General features: G+C 45.7%; 13 protein-coding genes. 10 read left to right on the top strand and 3 right to left on the bottom strand.

Going from position 1 to position 20,686, the window contains the following annotated elements; all coding sequences use genetic code 11:
• Positions 1-10: 10 nt before the first annotated feature.
• The gene (locus IPL83_11715) at positions 11-964 is read right to left on the bottom strand and encodes an HD domain-containing protein (protein MBK9039808.1); all 954 of its coding nucleotides are present in this window, start codon (positions 962-964) and stop codon (positions 11-13) included.
• Between the two features lie 79 nt (positions 965-1,043).
• On the opposite strand from IPL83_11715, the gene recG reads away from it, so the two are divergent.
• Both recG and IPL83_11705 read left to right on the top strand, forming a co-directional pair.
• Positions 1,044-3,119 carry an ATP-dependent DNA helicase RecG gene (gene recG / locus IPL83_11710; protein MBK9039807.1) on the top strand — a complete coding sequence of 692 codons (2,076 nt, stop codon included), beginning with the start codon at positions 1,044-1,046 and terminating at the stop codon, positions 3,117-3,119.
• A gap of 170 nt (positions 3,120-3,289) precedes the next feature.
• Complete coding sequence (locus IPL83_11705; GenBank protein ID MBK9039806.1) at positions 3,290-5,464, top strand: S8 family serine peptidase; 2,175 nt, start codon at positions 3,290-3,292, stop codon at positions 5,462-5,464.
• A gap of 87 nt (positions 5,465-5,551) precedes the next feature.
• On the opposite strand, the gene IPL83_11700 is transcribed toward IPL83_11705, so the two are convergent.
• Both IPL83_11700 and IPL83_11695 read right to left on the bottom strand, forming a co-directional pair.
• On the bottom strand, positions 5,552-6,304 hold the full coding sequence (locus IPL83_11700; GenBank protein MBK9039805.1) for a DUF1275 domain-containing protein: 753 nt from the start codon (positions 6,302-6,304) through the stop codon (positions 5,552-5,554).
• A gap of 4 nt (positions 6,305-6,308) precedes the next feature.
• The gene (locus IPL83_11695; GenBank protein ID MBK9039804.1) at positions 6,309-7,985 is read right to left on the bottom strand and encodes a glutamine--tRNA ligase/YqeY domain fusion protein; all 1,677 of its coding nucleotides are present in this window, start codon (positions 7,983-7,985) and stop codon (positions 6,309-6,311) included.
• A gap of 73 nt (positions 7,986-8,058) precedes the next feature.
• Between IPL83_11695 and IPL83_11690 the strand changes: the two genes are divergently transcribed.
• The 8 genes from IPL83_11690 to IPL83_11655 all read left to right on the top strand — a co-directional run bounded on the left by IPL83_11690 (position 8,059) and on the right by IPL83_11655 (position 20,663).
• Positions 8,059-8,571 (top strand): asparaginase, encoded by a 513-nt coding sequence (locus IPL83_11690; GenBank protein MBK9039803.1) that lies wholly within the window; start codon positions 8,059-8,061, stop codon positions 8,569-8,571.
• Positions 8,572-8,835: 264 nt separating this feature from the next.
• Entirely contained in the window at positions 8,836-9,324 is a 489-nt protein-coding gene (locus IPL83_11685; GenBank protein MBK9039802.1) for a CarD family transcriptional regulator, read from the top strand.
• A 108-nt stretch (positions 9,325-9,432) separates the two neighbouring features.
• Complete coding sequence (locus tag IPL83_11680) at positions 9,433-10,926, top strand: glutamate--tRNA ligase (protein ID MBK9039801.1); 1,494 nt, start codon at positions 9,433-9,435, stop codon at positions 10,924-10,926.
• 20 nt (positions 10,927-10,946) lie between these two features.
• On the top strand, positions 10,947-12,449 hold the full coding sequence (locus IPL83_11675; protein ID MBK9039800.1) for a cysteine--tRNA ligase: 1,503 nt from the start codon (positions 10,947-10,949) through the stop codon (positions 12,447-12,449).
• Positions 12,450-12,494: 45 nt separating this feature from the next.
• A complete protein-coding gene (gene uvrB, locus IPL83_11670) occupies positions 12,495-14,639 on the top strand; it encodes an excinuclease ABC subunit UvrB (GenBank protein ID MBK9039799.1) in 2,145 nt (714 codons plus the stop codon).
• Between the two features lie 39 nt (positions 14,640-14,678).
• Positions 14,679-16,568 carry an excinuclease ABC subunit UvrC gene (gene uvrC / locus IPL83_11665; GenBank protein ID MBK9039798.1) on the top strand — a complete coding sequence of 630 codons (1,890 nt, stop codon included), beginning with the start codon at positions 14,679-14,681 and terminating at the stop codon, positions 16,566-16,568.
• Complete coding sequence (locus IPL83_11660) at positions 16,565-17,605, top strand: hypothetical protein (GenBank protein MBK9039797.1); 1,041 nt, start codon at positions 16,565-16,567, stop codon at positions 17,603-17,605. Before uvrC ends, IPL83_11660 begins: the two co-directional genes overlap by 4 nt.
• 115 nt (positions 17,606-17,720) lie before the next feature.
• Positions 17,721-20,663 (top strand): fused MFS/spermidine synthase, encoded by a 2,943-nt coding sequence (locus IPL83_11655; protein MBK9039796.1) that lies wholly within the window; start codon positions 17,721-17,723, stop codon positions 20,661-20,663.
• Positions 20,664-20,686: the final 23 nt, after the last annotated feature.

The raw sequence follows: 20,686 nt of genomic DNA, 5'->3' as shown, positions 1-20,686 counted from the left end.
CACCTCTCCGCTAGGAACTTTTTGAAGCTTCCGCGTTCATCTGAAATAGGACATCATACATGGCCTTCATCAGGTCCTGGTCATATCTTGCGGCAAGTTTGTGCTTCATGAATTCCAGAGCATTTGTGGGAGTCATCGGTTGATTGTAGGAGCGTTTGGTCGTCAGCGCATCATAGGTATCAGTGATTGCGACGATGCGTGCCATTGGGTGGATTTCCTGGCCAGAGAGCTGCTGAGGATAGCCATTTCCGAGAAAAGACTCATGATGTTCAAAGCAACAGGCCTTGAGGTTTGTTGAGCCCTTTTGTTCGGTCAATATCTTGAGGCCATAGGTTGGGTGACGCTGCATTTCGGCCCACTCGGACTCATCTAGAGGACCTGTCTTTGTGATGATGTCGACGTTCACATGGCGTTTGCCTATATCATGAAAGAGCGCGCCCAAACCCAGCTCTTTGAGTTCCTCTCCCTGATAGGAGGCCGATTGTCCGAGTCCAAGGCTGTAGATAGAAACATCAAGCGAATGAGTGTAAGTATAGAAATCATGACTTGAAAGGCCAATCAGATAGGAGACTGCTTCAGGTTCAGCATCGATAAATGACACGAATTGGTCGATGATGCCCCTTGATTCCTGAAGTGCTCTTGCAACATTGGGACTCTCAAAGAGTTCTTCAACAAGAGAAAAAGAACTTTCCCGAAGGATAAGGGCTTTGTCTTTGCCGTGGATTTTGTCACTGCTCAGTTGCTGGTGGATATAGGCCTTATATGGCTGGCGGTCTTCGATTCGAAGAAAAAAGGAATCAGGTGCCTTTTTTTCAAGACTATCGATTTTTGCTGCGGTGATCGTATCGCCACTTCTTAGATAGTGAACATAACGTCCATTGATGCACACATACACATCGAAGGGAAGCGGATGAGACGGATGAATCGACGCCATCCTGATCTTCATGTAGGCTTGATCACTCATGATTTTAGTTTGCCACGGAATTTCAGACTGTCCACTAACTTTATTGACAGTTCATTCACAATGAATAAGTTGGAGGCTCATGTCCTTAACAATTGACACATCAGTTCAATACATCAAAGGGGTTGGCCCTAAGCTTGGTGGGATTTTATCTCGGCGAGGAATCAATACAGTCGGTGATTTGTTGGAATGGTTTCCAAGAGCTTACGAAGATCATCGGGCAATTCGCAATATTGCCAGCCTAAAGGCAGAACAGGTCGTTAGTCTGGTTGCCGAAGTGGTCAGTCTGCGCTCCTCTGCTCTTGGACGAACCGGGAAAAGAATGTTTGAGATGATGGTGAAAGATCAAACGGGTCGAGTTTCCTGTAAGTTCTTTCGGATTCCCCACAAAGGATTTTTTGATAAATTCCAGACCTATGACAAAATTCGAATTATTGGAAAGGTCAGCGACTATCGCGGACGGATGGAATTTCTTCATCCCGAAATACATCACGCCCAAGTTGGAATCGAAGAGACTGATTCTTTGGTTCCAATCTATACTGAAACGGAGGGACTCAGTCCCTCGAAAATTCGGAAAATAATTTCTACGGCTCTTGATTCTTCTTCTCTTGAGGATTCTTTGCCGACCTGGATGTACCGAGATTTTCAACTGTTGGAATGGCCTCATGCCCTGCGCGAAATTCATCAACCGCCGAAGAATGCGGCAGATCTGTTTCTGTCCTTCAAATCTCCAGCGCAGCAACGAATGATATTTGAAGATTTTTTTTGGATGGAACTTTTACTTGTGATGAGGCGAGCAGAGCTTGGAAGAGAGAAAGCCTTTCAAGTGAAGTCTCATTCAAGTCTAGTTGACAGCATCAGAGAGGGATTGGCATTTCAGCTCACATCCGCTCAAATTCGTGCTTTCACCGAAATTGTGACAGATTTGCAGAAGCAGCACCCGATGCATCGCTTGGTCCAGGGAGATGTGGGATGTGGGAAAACAATAGTGGCTTTACTCGCGGCAGCCCAAGTCGCTGACTCGGGATATCAAACTTGTCTCATGGTACCCACCGAAATTCTCGCGACACAGCACTTTCAGAATTGGCAGAAGAAATTAGAGCCCTTCGGATTAGGAGGGAAAGTCACTCTCCTCACGAGCCAAGTGAAAGAGCCCACGAAAAAGGAGATTTATAATAAATTGGCTTCTGGCGAAATTGATATTGTCATTGGAACACAGGCTCTGCTTCAGTCTAGCGTACAGTTCAAACAGCTCGGATTGGTCATTGTGGATGAACAGCACCGGTTTGGGGTGGAGCAAAGAGTGACATTAAAGGAAAAAGGCATTTCACCTCATTTTCTTTTGATGACGGCAACGCCGATTCCTCGATCGCTTGCTATGACTTTGTATGGGGATTTGGATATTTCAGTTATCGATGAGTTGCCTCTCGGTCGACAGTCGATCTTGACCCGAGTGACTCATGAAGCCAAGAGAAATTTGATTTGGGAATTTCTCGAAAAGCAAGTGAACCAGGGTCGTCAGGCCTACGTTGTCTACCCCCTGGTCGAGGAAAGCGAAAAAATTGATCTAAAAAATGCAACAGCAGAGTTTGAGAAATTAAGGACCAAATTTCCTCAATTTTCATTTGGCCTTTTGCATGGAAAAATGAAATCTGTCGAAAAAGATCAAACGATGCAGGAGTTTCGTGAAGGACGAATTCAGGTTTTGGTTGCGACAACAGTGATAGAAGTGGGAGTGGATGTTCCCAACGCCAATATCATGATCATTGAGCACGCTGAGAGATTTGGCTTATCTCAGCTTCACCAGCTGCGAGGTCGAGTGGGAAGAGGCGAATACAAGAGTTATTGCATTTTAGTTTTGGGCTCAGCCGTTTCTGATGAAGCTCGTCGGCGTGTTGAAATTATGGAAAGAAGTGGCGATGGTTTTAAAATTGCTGAAGCCGATCTGGAACTGCGTGGACCCGGAGAATTTTTGGGAACTCGTCAGTCGGGTCTTTTGGGTTTTAAGATAGCTGACCTCGTGCGCGATTTTGGAACCCTTGAAAAGGCAAGAGCTGCGGCCGTAAAGCTCATTGAAATTGATCCGGACCTAAAGAAACCCGAGCATCAAAAGCTTCAGAGGCAATTGAAATTGAAGCAATCAAATTTGTGGGGTTGAGATCTGTAACGATCTCTCGCGGAAGAAACTCTTATAGATATAATAATATTATCCAATGTTTCACAATTTGAATGGAATCAAATGAAATATTAACAATTTTCCTTTTTATCTCATCAGTACCATGATTGACTTTTCTTCGGTGCATAAATGTAAACCTACCGGAGGGGAATATGGTTTCAAGGATGATAGTTACCGCAAGCCTATTGGCGTGGAGTCAATTTGGTCTTGCTGGGCAGGTACTGAAGTTTCAGAGGGGAGAGATTCCAACAGTCGACAAAGAAATCTTAGGAGCACTGAGGTTGGAAGCGAACCACAATCAGGAAGTGCAGACGCGATTGCATGTGATTCAGTTTAAGCAAATCATTCGCGATCAAGATAGGAAGATGCTTCAGGACAATGGCCTCAAGATTTATAATTATATTCCCGATGACGCCTATGTTGTTGAAGGATCACCTGACAGGATCCTAGAATTGAGTTTGAGACCTGAAATACAAGCTGTTCTTCCCATGATGCCAATGTGGAAAAAAAGTGCGGACCTACCACGGGTCAGCGTTTTCAATCGGAAAAACCAAGCCATCGTGATGGTCCAGTTAAATCAGGACAGCCAGGAACAAGAATTTCGAGATCATCTGAAAGGACTTGATGGAGCAGAAATTTTGGACGGTGAGGGCAATGCCTATTATTTAAAAATTGAACTGAGCCAAATTGATCAGCTGGCTCGCATGGATGAGGTAATTTGGATACAGGCCTTTTCGCAAATGAGATTGCAGTACATGAATTTTCCAGAGAATTCTTCCTTTGGCGGTTTTGAGATCAACCCCCAAGCGGGAGATTACACTGATCTTACTGGATTTGAGTCCGGTACAAAAATTATGGGATTTGAAGAGGCTTGGAAACGCGGATTTGATGGACGTGGTCAGCAAGTGGCAATGGCTGATACGGGTCTTGATAGCGGCGATATCCCGTCAGTGATCGGCGAATTTCAAGGACAAGTGAAGAAGGGATACAGCTATGGAATCGGTGCCTCCAACTGGTCCGATGCGATGGGTCACGGAACTCACGTGGCCGGATCGGTGATGAGCAACGGAGCCACATCAGGTGGTCGTATTCGAGGAGGCGCTTTTGCTGCAGAGATGATCCCCGAGGGAATGTGGTCTCCGATTATCAACAATCTGACGGTGCCAGCAAAACTCAATAAGCTATTTGCCTCTGTTTACTCGGACGGGGCTCGGATTCACACAAATTCGTGGGGAGGGGGGCAAATTGCAGGGGCCTATGATTCATATGCTTTCCAGGCCGACGAATTTATTTGGGCTAATCCCGACATGCTTGTTCTTTTTGCTGCAGGCAACAATGGGGTGGACCGAAGCAAAGATGGACGAGTGGATGAAAATTCAATGGCCTCTCCTGGATCTGCCAAGAATGTGCTGACCATTGGAGCCTCCGAGAATCTTATTGCACAAGGTGGAATACAACGCAAACTTGGAGAACTAATGGGAGGGGAGCCCTGGGGAGTAGAGCCTCTCAAGAATGATACTCTCTCAAATAATGCTGACGGCATGGCCGCGTTTTCCTCTCGAGGACCTTGTCTTGACGGACGAATCAAGCCTGATGTCGTGGCGCCGGGGACCAATGTTGTGAGCACTTGCTCGACAGTCAAAGGAGCGAGCCCACTCTGGGGCAATTACAATCCAAGTTACTGCTATTCCGGTGGAACTTCGATGTCGACTCCGCTTGTAGCTGGAGCCGCCGCTGTTCTTCGCCAATATCTCAGTCAGGAATGGGGAAACGCAAATCCCAGTGCTGCTTTAATGAAGGGCATCTTAATTGCGACCGCAGATGACATGTATCCTGGACAATATGGCATTGGGCCCAGCCAAGAACTTCCAAAATCAGCGCCAAACAATCATGAGGGCTACGGACGCGTCAATATTGAACGGGCGACAACACCAAAAATTTTGGAGTCCTATTATGCCTTGATTGATCAAAATCAGGGACTTGGTACAGGAGAGATCTTTACCGAAAAAGTTAAAGTCTCTGCAGGAAAAGTGAAAGTGACTTTAGTGTACACGGATGCTCCTGGCGCTCCGAATGCGGCGAAGGCCTTGGTCAACAATTTAGATCTCGAAGTCGAGATAGGACCTCCTCCTGCGGTCGGGCAGTTCCCCCCCTTGGGACAAGGTTCTCTCCCAACGACGCTGGTTTCTAAAAATTCCACTGATAATATCGAGCAGCTGATACTCGATCAGGCAGCGGCGGGAGAGCTGACAATCAAAGTTGTTGGTACAAACATTCCAAAGGGGCGAAACGGGAAGCAGCCTTTTGCGGTCGTGGTTTCAAAGTAAGGGTTCGCCGAATCTTTATTTTGATTTTTGCTTTTTATTTTTCCGTTTTGATAGACCTGAAGGCCACCCGATTCATTTAGATGGCCTTCAGGAATTTTCCTTTTTTGGCTCAAGAACTCGAAACCTTCGGAGGGATTTAGCAAAAAGACCAAAGGAAATAAATCCAGGAATTACAAAGCCCAAATATTCCCAATTGTAAAAGGCCCATGCTCCCACCATCGACCCAATTCCAAAAAAAATGATAATTCCTACGCGCATGGTGTTGGCCTTTCTCTCTTCCTCTCCAAACTGAGGATACTTGTGTCGATGGAGCCAACGCACAATGCCAATTCCCAGATCGGTCGTGATACCCGTCAGATGTGTGGTGCGCACAATTGATTTGGAAACACTTGTGACCATGGCGTTCTGAATGCCGCAGACGAGACAAAGGATCGCGAGAAGGGTGTAATCATGCTTTAGGTCCAATGGCTTTCCAAATTCACCAAAAAATCCAATTTGACCAGCTCCAGATAGAATGAAGATGAATGCACAGCAGATTCCAAATGTGACTTCATACAGCGGACGTCGTCGGGTTTTGAGCCGAAAATCAACTAACACTGCGCAAAGAATAGAACCCAACAGAAAGAACAAGGGTACGGTGAGCATACCAAAAGCGGCAAACCACTGAGAGTGGGCTGCTTCCATGCCAAAATGACCAGCAAACCCAGTCACATGCGAAACAAAACGGCCGCATGCCAAGAACCCACCCACATTGAGAATTCCGGCCTGCATGGCTAGGGCCAACCAGATAACCAGGTTGGTGCGAGAATAGGCCGACATCGAATCAGTGATTGAAAACATTCTTTTACTTTGATTCCCAAGTATTCTTCAGAGTGACGGCTCGATTAAAAACAGGAGATCCGGGCTTTGAATCCACGCAATCCAAACAGAAGTACCCAACCCTCTCAAATTGAAATTGCTCACCGAGTTCCGCATGGGCCAATGCCGGTTCAAGAGCGCAATTGGTTTTTATCTCCAGAGAATTTGGATTCAAAAAATCAGTAAAATGTCGTTCTTTATCGGCATTCGGGTTCGGGACAGTGAAAAGGCGGTCATAAAGCCTCACTTCAGCCCGATGTGCGTGCTGAGCTGAAACCCAATGAACAATTCCCTTCACCTTGCGTCCCACGGGGTTTTTCCCTAAGGTCTCGGGATCGTGATGACAGTGGATTTCTGTAATCTGACCTTGTTGGTTCTTAATGACTTTTTCGCATTTGACAATATAGGCGTGTCTGAGACGAACCTCGCCTCCAGGCTTTAGGCGTAGATAATCCTCTGGGGGATCTTCCATAAAATCTTCGCGATCAATGTAGACTTCTCGCGAGAAAGGCATCTGACGCTGGCCGAGTTCAGGCTTTTGGGGGTGATTTTGGACAGTGAGCTCCTCAACCTTTCCTTCGGGGTAATTGGTGATGACAAGTTTGATGGGGTCTAATACCGCCATTCTTCTCTGTGCCTTGTCGTTCAGATCCGCACGCAGGCACTCTTCCAACACATCAATTTCGATCAATGAATCGCTCTTACTGACTCCCGTCTGCGCACAAAGCTGAAGAAGAGAGGCTGGAGTAAATCCTCTTCGTCGAATCCCCTTCAAAGTTGGCATTCTTGGGTCATCCCAGCCGGAGACCAGCTTCGATGTGACCAGCTCCTTGAGTTTTCGTTTCGAAAAAGTAAAGTATGTGAGAACCAATTTCGAAAATTCAATTTGCTGGGGATGGACAGGAGTCTCGAGTTCATTCAAAATCCAGTCGTAAAGAGGTCTGTGATCTTCAAACTCGAGCGTGCAGATGGAATGGGTGATACCCTCGATCTCATCCGACAGGCAATGGGTGAAGTCGTAAAGCGGATAGATACACCATTTATCTCCCGTCACTGGGTGGCTGGCATGGCGGATGCGATAAAGGAGCGGATCGCGCATGTTCATATTTCCTGAAGCCATGTCAATTTTAGCCCTTAAGGTGTGTGCTCCCGACGCAAACTCCCCAGCCTTCATGCGTGTAAAAAGATCGAGATTTTCCTCAATAGAGCGGTTGCGGTAGGGGCTCTCTTGGCCTGGGTTCGTCAAGTTTCCTCGGTACTTTCGAACCTCCTCTTCATTTAAACTACAGACATAGGCCTTACCCTTATGAATCAATTTAACGGCGTAGTCGTAGATTTGATCAAAATAATCGGAGGCGTGATGAAGTTCTGACCATTCGAATCCAAGCCATCGGACATCTTCCTTTATAGCCTCAATGAATTCAATATCTTCGGCCAGGGGATTGGTGTCATCAAAACGAAGATTGCATTTTCCACCATATTTGAGTGCGATGCCAAAGTTCAGGCAAATTGATTTTGAGTGGCCGATATGGAGATAGCCATTGGGTTCTGGTGGGAAGCGAGTATGGACCCGGCCGCCAAACCGTCCGCTTTTTTTATGATTCTCGATGATATCATCGATGAAGTTCTTGGTCGGGGTTTTTGAATTGTTATCTTCTTTCATTACAGACCTCGTCAACTTGACTCATAACATGAAATTGGCTGGCTCTCGCAAGTAAATATGATATTTCAGAGTCATGAATAAGAAACGGATTATTGTGTTCACAACCGGTGGAACTATAGAAAAGTCCTACGATGAGCTAGAGGGGGATCTGCAAAATCGCGAATCTCTTCTTGAGAGGAAGCTGTTGAGTCGTTTGCGTCTTCCGCATACCGAAGTTCAATTTAGAGTTTTGATGGCCAAAGACTCGCTACACATGACCGCCTCCGATCGCGAGCTCATTTGGCAGGCCATTTCAGAATCTTTGAAACATAGAATCCCCATTGTTGTTCTCCATGGGACGGACACGATGGCCTTGACCCTTAAATATTGTTTTGCGAAGGAGCCTTCGCCCCCTGTACCGGTCCTATTTACGGGAGCGATGAAGCCCGTGGGATTTGATGATTCGGATGCCACCCAAAACTTCGCAGAGGCCATGGCTTTGGCTCATTATGTCGAGCCGGGCTTTTACATTTCTTTTCATAATCATCTGTTTGTAGCACCGAATGTCGATAAAAATAAATCCACAGGGACCTTTGAATCTTACTGACATCTTTGATGTCCAACTGACATTTTGTGTCACAGACAAAAAGCGTCACTTTATGTAGATTGTTTTATCAGGTAACAGGATTGCCTAATCGTATTTTAAGAGAGATCGCGTCGGTATCTAGTATTTTTTTCAAGGATATTGTCGGAATCATCTTTATATCGTTTGATAAGTCGTGTCAAAAATGCTATAACCCTCTCTTGTTCGAAGGTCTTGGGTCTTTTTCGGGGACGGGACTTTTGTTGACCGTAAGCTGGAGGTTAGTGAATGACTTCATTCAATGTTGGTGACAATGCCGTGTATCCTGGCCATGGTGTTGGCCAAGTGACTGCAATCGAAACCAAAGAAATACTGGGTTCAAAACAGACGTTTTATACGATTCAGATTGTCGAATCTGGTATGAAAATCATGGTTCCGAGGAATAATGCACAGTCGGTTGGATTGCGACCGATTATTTCTAAGGGTGAGGCAGCTCAAGTTCTCGACATTTTGCGTGATACCGATGTAAAGGTCGATAATCAGACCTGGAACCGTCGCTACCGCGAATACATGGAAAAAATCAAAACAGGATCTGTATTCGAGATTGCTGAAGTTTTGCGGGACCTTTTTGTCCTTAAAGTCGACAAGGAACTCTCATTTGGTGAGCGAAAGATGCTTGATACGGCTCGTAGCTTGCTTCTTAAAGAACTTTCTCTCGCGACGAGTACGGACGAGCTGAGGAGAGAGGGCGAGATCGCCGCTATTTTCGGACTCTAATCACCAGAGAAATTTAATTTTTTTGTAAGCCCATTTGCTCCTGAATCAAAGATCGGGCATCTTTGGCCATTGTGTTTCACCTGAATTTTTAGAAAAGGAACAATGGTCATGAGTATCTCGTCTCCTGCATTCACATCGCCCCTGCGTGTCCGCTTTGCACCAAGTCCCACTGGCTATCTTCATGTCGGAGGGGCACGCACAGCTCTCTACTGCTATTTGATAGCTAAAAACCGGGGTGGGACCTTTGTCCTGAGGGTCGAAGACACAGATGAGGCGCGATCAACAGACGAATCCATGCAGATGCAGCTGGCTGATCTGGAATGGTTGGGTTTGAATTGGAACGAAGGTCCTCATCCGAAGACATTTCAAGACATGGGCCCGCACGGACCCTATCGGCAGAGTCAGAGAAAATACATTTATCAGCAATATGCGATCCAGCTTCTTGAAAGTGGGCATGCCTATTACTGTTTTATGACAGACGCTGAAATGGAAGCAAAGAAGAGCCTCCTTCATCCGGAAGGGCAAAATGTGCAATTTAATAGTCCTTACCGGGACATGTCAGCACTTGAGGCGAAACGGCGCGTTGAGCAGGGGGAGCCTGCGACAATCCGGTTTAAAACTCCTCTTCAAAAGAAAAATTATGTGCTGAAAGATCTGATTCGTGGGGAAGTGGTATTTCCATCTGACATGGTTGGAGATTTTGTTCTTGTCCGGTCGAGCGGAATGCCCGTCTATAATTTTTGTTGTGTCGTTGATGATGCGCTCATGAATATCACCCATGTATTGAGGGCAGAGGAGCACTTGAGCAATACCTTGCGCCAGATGATGATATATGAAGGTCTCGGGATTGCCCTTCCTGAGTTTGGGCATCTTTCTATTATATTGGGTCCTGACAAACAAAAGCTGAGCAAACGACACGGGGCAACCAGTTGCAATGAATACCGGCTGAGCGGATTTCTTCCCGAGGCCCTCAATAATTTTATCGCACTTTTGGGCTGGAGCTCGCCGAAGGGGCAAGAAATCATGTCTATGAAGGAGATGATTGAGCAAATAAGTCTGGATCGGTTTAATCCATCGCCGGCCGTATTTGATGAAGTGAAATTGAGATGGGTCAATGCCACTCATCTGCGGGCATTGTCTCACAAAGAATTATGGGGTCGCCTCAAGCCATTTTTGGACGAGGCGGGCCTTCAATTTTCTGAGGACCCTGACTGGCAAGACAGAGCTCTGAGTCTCATGAAATCATACATGGAAACTCTAAAGGATGGGATTGAACTATTTCGCCCTTTGTCTAGGGGGGATTTTCAGGTGTTGCCTGAGGCCAAAGAGACGATGGAGTGGGAATCCACTCCGGCGGTGATTGCGAAGTGGCGCGAGTTGTTGATTGGTTTTAGGGCTGAATATTTGAGTGAGAGCGACTTTTTGGCGGTTCAGGAGCAGGTCAAAAGCGATTGTGGTGCAAAAGGAAAATTCCTGTTTATGCCCATCAGAGTTGCGGTTCTTGGTAAACCTCATGGGGCGGAATTAAAGATTCTCGTGCCTTTGCTAGAAAAAAGTCTTTTAATCGAACGAGCAGAAAAGGTTCTTTCTGCATTTGACTGAGGGGAAAAGTACGGCCCCAAATGGCGGGCTGTATCGGTCAATATTTTGAACAAAAGGAGTCCACTTTGGGGTTGCGGATATTAAATACTAAAACTCATTTGAAAGAAGACTTTGTTCCCTTGAGGGAGGGAGAGGTCCGTATGTATGTCTGCGGACCAACGGTCTATGATTTACTTCATGTTGGCAATTTTCGGGGCGCCATATTTTTTAATTTGGTCCGCAATTGGCTTGAACACAAGGGATTTAAAGTCACCTACATTTACAACTACACAGATGTGGACGACAAAATTATCGATCGAGCAAAAAAGGAAGGCGTTACAGCCAGCGAGATCTCTGAAAAATACATTCAGGAATTTAAACAAGATTATGCAAGTTTAAAATTACGTCCTCATTCACGAAATCCGCGAGTGACTGAATTTATGCCGGAGATCATTGCCTTCGTCAGTGAGCTGATAAAAAAAGGGATGGGCTATGTCGAAAATGGCGACGTTTATTTTGATGTGCACGTTTTTGAGAAGTATGGGCAGTTGAGTAATAAAAATCTGGAGGATCTTGAAGCGGGGCACAGAGTGGGAGTGGACGAGAGGAAAAGGCACCCGGCGGATTTTGCTCTTTGGAAATCGGCGAAGCCCGGCGAGCCATCCTGGGAATCTCCATGGGGGGCTGGACGTCCAGGCTGGCATATCGAATGTTCGGCGATGGCGCGAAGCCTATTGGGAGACACGATTGATATTCATGGTGGTGGTCTCGACTTGGTATTTCCGCATCATGAAAATGAAGTCGCCCAGAGTGAAGGCTGCACGGGAAAGACTTTTGTGCGTTATTGGATGCACAATAACATGATTAACTTCGGTGATCAGAAGATGAGTAAATCTTTGGGTAATGTGCGCACCGGACGAAACTTTCTCGAGCAATACGACCCCGAAATTTTGAAATTCATGATGATTTCATCTCACTATCGTAGCACCGTTGATTTAAATACCGACCAGATTCATCGCGCGATCTCGGGTTTGGCTCGTATTTACTCTGCGATGGCTCACGCGGAAGCAGCTATAAAAACCAATTTGGAATTGGTGCCACTCAGTGAGAAATTTGAAGGAGCAATTGAAAAGGCGGACAAGGGGATTGAAGAGGCTTTGGACGATGATTTCAATACACCTGAAGCGATGGCACGAATCTTTGAAATAGTAAGGCTCTACAACAGTTTGAGCCGAACGCCTGGAAAAATGACTCCAGAAAAGAAGGCGATCTCTGAGGTATTTTTTCATTGGTTGAAAAACAAGGGAAATCTTCTGGCGCTTTTTCAAGAAGGACCGACGGAGTATTTACGCCTTCTCGATGATATGCTTCTGAGTCAAATGGGTCTCGAGAGAGGGGTGATTGATGGATTGGTGGAAGAGCGTGATCGAGCCCGATCGGAAAAAAATTGGGCAGAGTCTGATAGAATTCGAAATGATTTGACGGCCAAGGGGATTGCCCTTCAGGACAGTCCAGAAGGGACCCTCTGGGAAGTAGCCAAATAAAGAGGTAGGTTTGTTTTGGTCAAGAGCGAAGGGCGAACGCAGGCGGTGGTAGGTAGAAACTTTCAACTTGTCACTCCTCTTATACCTGCTGGAGATCAGCCGCGGGCGATCCGGGATATCACTGAAAATATTCGTGCGGGATCCAAACATCAAGTTTTGCTTGGTGTGACGGGTTCCGGAAAAACCTTTACAATGGCGAATGTTATTGCTGAGCTCAACATTCCGGCACTCGTTTTGGCTCCCAATAAAACACTTGCAGCGCAACTTTTCGCTGAATTTAAAGAACTTTTTCCTCAAAATGCGGTGGAGTATTTCGTCAGCTACTATGATTACTATCAACCCGAAGCCTATATTCCATCCACCGATACCTTTATTGAAAAGGATTCGGCCATCAATGAACAAATTGATCGCATGAGGCATGCGGCGACCCATTCTTTGTTTGAGCGGCGTGACGTCATCATTGTTGCTTCAGTCAGTTGCATATACGGGCTTGGGTCTCCAGAGGCTTATGAAGGATTATTGATTCGTTTAGAAAAAAATATGGATCTGAGGCGGGATCGTTTTTTAAGGGAGTTGGTCAGAATCCAGTACCGGCGCAACGATGTGGATTTTCATCGAGGGACATTCAGAGTGCGGGGAGATGTTGTTGATGTTCTTCCGCCTTATGAGGAAGAGAAGGCCATTCGTATTGAATTTTTCGGGGATTTTATTGATCGAATTTCTTGGGTAGATCCCTGGCGAGGAACAGTCCTTGAGGAAATCGATAAAATTGCAATCTATCCAGGAAGTCACTACGTGAGTACCGATGAAAGAGCGAAGGTGGCAGTAGAAACAATTCGTGAAGAGCTCCGAGAGAGAATTCAACATTATCGGCAGCAAATAAGGGTTTTGGAAGCAGAACGAATTGAGCAGCGCACTTCCTATGATCTAGAATTAATGACGGAGATGGGTTTTTGTCCAGGCATCGAAAATTATTCCCGCCACTTCACAGGGCGCGAGCCTGGACAGGCACCTCCGACTTTACTTGAGTATTTTCCCTCTCAGTTTTTGACCTTTATTGATGAATCCCATGTCACCGTGCCCCAGGTTGGAGGCATGTATCGAGGTGATCGAGCGAGAAAACTGACACTTGTTGATCATGGATTTCGTCTTCCATCGGCTCTTGATAATCGACCCCTTAATTTTCAGGAATTTGAAAATTATATGGATAAGGTCATTTATGTGTCGGCCACGCCGGGCGAATATGAAATGTCCAAAAGTGAAGGGCTGATTGTGGAGCAGATCATTCGTCCCACCGGACTTCTCGATCCTGTGATTGAAGTGCGTCCTGCCCGGGATCAGGTAGATGATCTGCTTGGTGAAATTCGGGCTCGTTCAAAAAAGAAGGAAAGGGTGCTCATCACCACTTTAACAAAGCGATCAGCCGAGGACATCGCTGAGTATTTTGAGGGTCTCGGTGTTAAGGTTAAATATCTTCACAGTGATATTAAGACGGTCGAGAGGACGGAGATCATCAGAGATTTGCGCTTGGGTATTTTTGATGTTTTGATTGGAATTAATCTTTTGCGTGAGGGTTTGGACATTCCTGAGGTGAGTCTTGTGGCGATTACGGACGCTGACAAAGAGGGGTTTTTACGCTCAGAAAGATCTCTGATTCAAACAATTGGTCGGGCTGCACGAAATGCCAATGGAATGGTGATCCTTTACGGTGGAACTGTGACAAAATCCATGCAAAAGGCCATGGACGAGACAAATCGTCGACGCCTTATTCAACAGTCTTATAATGAAGAACACGGAATGACTCCCACGACCATTATAAAGAAAGTCAGCAAAGGGCTCGCCGAGATTTATGGTTTTGATCTGTTGGCTAATCTTCAAGAGGAAAAGGCGAAAACAAGGGGAAAGGCCAAGGAGAGAGTTGGAAGAGGTGGTGCAAAATCATATTCAAAGGTCTCTGAACCCACAAAAAAGTATGGAATGGATGCCAAGGGAATTGCAAAGGAAGTGGAGCGCCTTCGTGGAGAAATGAAAAAGGCGGCCAAGGAATTGGAATTTGAGGAGGCGGCACGAATACGAGACGAAATCAAGCGACTCGAAATGCGCTCAATTCTAATGCAGGAAGGGCAGGTTGATAGCGAAAGTCTAGTGGCTTTAGAGGGTGGATTTGAACCTAAAGAAAATGGGGAATGATCTGTTTTCTTTTTGGTATTCTTTAGAGGCGGGTGTGCCATGAGCGAAGAGAAGAGGGAAGTCTTAAAGATAAGTATTAGGGAATTTCCTGAGTCACCCGGCGTCTACTTAATGAAGAATTCAAATGGTAAAATCATTTACGTTGGAAAAGCAAAAAGTCTTCGAGCGAGGGTGAGATCTTATTTTAACCAGAGCACAGACCAGAGTCCCAAAACGGTCTATCTGGTAAACCAAATTGATTCCATTGATTATATGATCACTCACACGGAGGTCGAGGCCTTTCTTCTTGAAGCCTCCTTGATCAAGAAATTTCGCCCAAGATACAATATTCGGCTCAAGGACGATAAATCTTATCCCTATATTCGAGTGAGCATGACAGATGCTTTCCCTAGATTTTATTTGCATCGTCGGGTGATCAGCGATGGTTCTCTCTATTTTGGCCCCTATACCAACGGTGGTGCCGTTCGGGACATGATTCGGTTTCTAAATCGGAACTTCAAAATTCGAGATTGCTCCGATTCATTCTTCGTCGCGCGCAAGCGTCCCTGCATGACCCACCAGATTGGTCGGTGTTCTGCTCCTTGCACAAATCTCATTACAAAGGCTCATTATCTGAATGAGATCAAGGAGGCTCTTAAGTTTTTGCGGGGTGGAAATAAAAAGTTGGTTCGAGATTTGACCCAGCGGATGCAGGCGGCCTCAAAAGAAGAGAAATATGAATCTGCTGCCAGATTGCGGGATAGTTTGAGAGCGATATCTTCGGTCTGGGAGAGGCAGAGTGTGGTGTCCATCAACGAAGAGGATATCGACATTGTCGCCTACCACAGCGAGTTGGGGAGCACTTTGATTGAGACTATACATATTCGTTCAGGTCGAGTGATTGGAAATCGCTCGCATTTTTTTCCGAAACTTGATGTGAAAAAGCTGGGTGAAGATCCACGGGAGTGGATGACTTCCTTTTTAAATCAGTACTATTTAGACAATGTGATACCTAATGAAATCTTGCTTCCTGTCGATTTGGGCGGCGATATCGTTAAACTTCTTGGTGATGTGTTTTGGGAGCGCGGGAAAAAGCGACCTCGCTTGATTCATGCATTGGATGAAGAAGGACGAAGACTAATGAGTATGGCTGAATCCAATGCCACAAGCCACTTTAAAGACCAAGTGAAAAAGAGAGAGGATCATCTCGCGGGTTTAGAAGAAATTAAACGGAAGTTACTTCTTCCTGAGTTTCCGCGTCGGATAGAGTGTTTCGATATTTCTAACTTTCAAGGATCTCAAACGGTTGCCTCTCAGGTTGTATTTGAGGAGGGGCAGCCGCGGCCGGAGGAGTATCGCAAATATAAAATAAACACGGTGATAGGTCCGAATGACTTTGCCTCAATGAAGGAGGTTTTGTCTCGTCGTCTTTCTCATGCGGAATGGGAAGATCCCCAGCTGATCGTGGTCGATGGAGGGAAAGGACAGTTAAAAATTGCGACCGAAGTTTTGGAGGAGCTAGGGCGGCCAGAGATTCCAGTGGTTGGAATGGCCAAGGCGCGAACGGAGGGTTCGTTTACAGATCAGGAAGTTCATGAATCACAGGAGCGCTTTTTTCTTCCCGGACGTCAAAATCCGGTGACCTTTCGTCGTGGATCGAGTGGCCTAAATATTTTGGTGCAACTGAGAGATGAGGCTCACCGGGTAGCCATTACTTTTCATCGCGGCCTCAGAGGAAAGGAGCTTCTCTCCTCTTCTCTTGACAAGGTGCGAGGTCTGGGCGAGAAGAAAAGGAAATTTCTTCTGACTCAGTTTTCTTCCCTTGAAGAGATTCGGAGGGCAGACGTCGAGGAGCTTGCGGCCTTGAAGGGATTTAATCGCGCAATTGCCGAAGGCATCGTGGCTGCACTCAATGTATCCGACCCTGCTAATGAAAGGGAGAAAAAATGAGGATGATTAGGGTGAGTTCCTCGGTCTTATTATTAGGGATCCTTTTCACTGCGACATATCTACCCGCAAAGGCGGAGGAGGATGTGGATCGGACACTTTTTGCCCTGGCTCAATCCTTGGCAAAATATGCTGATCACGGCCCTGCTTCTCCCATGAATTGGGCTCTTCTGACTCCCATGAAAGAAAGCAAAGTTTTGGGTGAAAGTCGAGACAGTATGCTGAGTGTCCTGGAGCCGCGGGAAGGGCAAATTGTGGAGTTGGCACTCAGTCACCCCGTATTGTTTCTCTCAGAGGAGGGTAAGCCTATTTCACTCAAACCTCAGGTGGACTCTATCTCAATGGAAGTAGACTCAGCTTCGCCTTTGGTGATTATGAAGGGTCAACTTCACGCTATTTTGCGATGGGAGAAGGAGTTTTTTATTATGGCTTCCTCCTTCGGTCCAAGCTGGGCTGACTATTACACTGGTAGCAACGGGGCCGGCGAAATCGTGATCAGTTTTGGTTACAGATTGGACAAAGTGGAAGATCCCCTAGGAATGGCGCCAGCTCTGCTTAGGATAGTTCAGGAGACATTTAACGGCTTCGAGGATTCTGCAGAGTATGAGGCTTTTGTTGCTGGTAGAATTCGAGATATACGGGGGATTGACCAGATACCGAAGTTCACTCAGGATAATCTAAGATTTTATTTCAACATTGGACTGCGAGACTTTGCAGCTGATCACAAAGATTTTTTAATGAAATCATTGGGATCATTGAGTGGAGCGAGAATAAGGAATACTCAGAAAAGGATGAAACAAGGCTTCGAAGAGGGCTCTCATCAGGGAGTCGGGTTCCTTCTCGACAATCGTGGCGAGCAGTATTTGATTTTTAATATATTTATAAAAGCTCACGATTTGCGAGATGCCTTTGGCGCACCATTCCTAAAAGCTTTGCTTCAGACTCCCGCCCCTCAAAGCATTGAGAAGAGATTTTTGGCGCCTGGAGGTGAATCTCTTTGCACTCGACAATTGTCGAGTTCATCAAGGGTTCTGCACTGAATTGGATAAATCCCTGGCCCGGAATGATCATTTGATTGTTCAATATATCCTAAATGATATGTGGGATATTTAAATTTTCCAATTCCAAATTCCTTTTGTGAATTTTTGAGGGGCGATGAAAAACCATTTCTGGCTATATTTGGCATTTTTTCTGTCTGGAGCCACCAGTCTTGTTCTTGAAATCACGTGGTCAAAGGAGCTGTCCTATATTTTAGGTAATTCTCTCTACAGCAGTGCCACCGTTGTTGCGGCTTTTATGTGCGGCCTATCTTTGGGGAGTTGGCTCTTACCCAAAATTTCATGGGCTCTTCAAAAGCCACTTCGAACATACGGCTTGTTACAAATAGCGATAGGTCTACTTGGTCTTATCTCTATTCCAATTTTTCGATCAACAACCCCTCTTTTTGCCTGGCTCTATGGGATGAGCACAGAAAATCCATTCTTGTTTCTTGCCATTCGCTTCGTGATCACATTTGCGATGATGGTTTTACCCGTCCTCTTTATGGGAATGACCCTGCCGGCGGTGGTAGGGTCACTGGCGCAAAAAGGGGGAGAATCAAGTGCTTTGGCGGGTCGCCTATATGGAGTCAACACCATTGGAGCATTGACTGGAACCTTGTTGGCCGGGTTCTTTTTTATTCCAAATTGGGGCTTATTAAGGACCTGCGTGGGAGTGGGGATATTTGACCTTTTGATTGGTTATTGGGCTATTATGATTGCACCAAAGACGCTCAAGCTGGAGCCGATTCGACCAGGCACGCAGATCGGTGAGGGGACGTCGAGTCTCAAGACGCGTGGTTTCGAGATCTTGTTTTTTATATCAGGCGGTCTTTCGATTGTCCTTGAATTGGCTTGGTTTCGGATGTTGAGCGGGATATTGGGTGCGACCGTCCACGCCTTCACAAATATGTTGGTGATATTTTTGCTTGGAGTTGGTCTTGGAAGTATGGCGGGTTCGGCTCTTTTGAGACGTTCAAAAAATTGGCGAGTGGAAGTGTTCTTTATTCAGGCGATGATCGGAATATGCGCGCTTGTCACCCTTTCCTTTTATGATGATCTGCCTTATTGGTATGGTCATCTGTATTTGACCCTATCTGGGGGTGAATCAGGTGTTGGGTACATTCTTTCCCAATTGCTCATTTCTGCTTTGATTGTCTTACCGAGTACCTTCTTTATGGGCGCATTTTTCCCCTATGCTTTGCATTTGTATCAAGAGCTTCGCGCCAGCGATTGCTTATCAATTTCGACTGGAAGAATTTACGCCTTCAATACGATCGGAGGTGTCATTGGGAGCTTGTTGACGGGTTTTTTTCTTATTCCTTTAATGGGAGTTTGTAACACGATAAGTCTGGCTGCTGTGACTGGTTGGGTTGTCGCAGCTGCTTTTTTATTTTTTCTCATTCCGGGGACCGCTCTCAAAGAGAAAATTAAGTATTTTTCTTTGGTGTCTTTTCTGACTCTTGTTTGTGTCTTTGTTGTTCCTCCTCATGATCCTTTGGCGACGAATCAAGGAATTTATATGTCTATGGCAACCGAGGGGGCCTTGGAGGCGCTGGAAAAGCAGAGAGAAAATACTCCAGCCCGACTCCTCTATTACAGGGATGGTATTCATGGCAGTGTTGCGGTGACCGCAAATGAGTTTTCAACAGGAAAAATTGGATTGCGAATTTCGGGAAAGCCGGTTGCGGGCGCTGGACATGGGGATCGCAGACACTTAATGCTTCTGGGACAGGTGCCACTGCTTCTTCATGAAAATCCGAAAACGGTCGCTGTTGTGGGTTTGGGAACAGGTATCACGGCTGGTCACGTGCTATCCCATCAGAGTGTTGAAAGTGTTGACGTTTTAGAACTTGAGAAGAGTGTCGTCGAGGCCAGTCACTTTTTTAATCACATCAATGGCCAACCCTTAGCCGATCCTCGAACCAGGGTCGTTCTTGAAGATGGACGCATCTATCTCAAGTACAAAAATAAAAAATATGACGTTATTACTTCTGATCCGATCAGTCCCTTGATCTCGGGTGCTGGTAATCTTTATTCGCGCGAATACTATATCGAGGCTTCACAGAAACTATCTGAAAAAGGAATTTTTTGCCAATGGATTCAGAACGAGGGGCTTTCGGCGGATTCATATAAAATGGCCTTGAAAGCCATTCAGGAAGCCTTTCCTTATACGTACCTATTTGTTTACGGTTATGATTCTGTTGCCGTTGGTTCCAATCATCCCATAAAAGTGGATTGGAATCGCTTCGAAAGAGTTTATCAATCGCCAAGTGTTCAAAAAATGTTAGTTTCTGAGGGACTCACCTCAATTTATGACTTTCTAGGCTATTTTTATGGTGGAAGAGATCAGATCAATACCTTTCTGAAACAGTCCAGTGTTCCTAATACGGATGACAACGTAAAGTTGGAGCACAATATTCCTTTTGATTTTTATAGTAAAAATCAAAAGAGTGTTTCCCAGTCCGTGATGATTGAGACGTCAGTCGGTCGCTTAGAGGCATTTATGGAAATGATTCCGGGGGCCGATCCTGTTCAGTTTCTTGCTCATGCGATCAAATATCCGCCCATTTTTTTCTCTGAGGTGCACGAGCCCATTTTTGCCGCGCTTCAAGCAAGTGCAACAAGAATGAATCTGCCAATTGATGTGGCAACGCTCAATCAATGGCACTCAATCAGATATAGAAAAGAGGACATTGTTGTTGAGTATGAAAAACTAAACCATTCTGTAAAAGAAGCCATGGGGGTAAAGGATAAGAATCGCTTGATGGGCTTGCTCGAAACCGCTTTGTCTTACCGGCATGGAACCGGCTACTACACTGCGGGAGTTTTGCTGGGTGAAATCTTGATTGAAAAAGCTCAATTTGCGAAAGCGATTGAGGTGTCTCAAAAAATTAAGCTGGATTATCCAGCCTATCCAGAAGCTTATCGCTTGGAGTCGGAGGCCTATATACAGACAAATCAATTAGCCCTGGCCAAAGCAACTCTCGCCGAAGGACTTGTTTATTCGCCTGATGATCCTGGGTTAAAGAATTTGCATAATTCAATTCCCATACAATAGAATAAAATAGAAGTGATCAAAAT

Source organism: Bdellovibrionales bacterium (assembly GCA_016716765.1).
Taxonomy (GTDB): domain Bacteria; phylum Bdellovibrionota; class Bdellovibrionia; order Bdellovibrionales; family UBA1609; genus JADJVA01.
The sequence above is the reverse complement of the archived record's forward strand: the minus strand, read 5'-3'. Positions and strand labels throughout refer to the sequence as shown.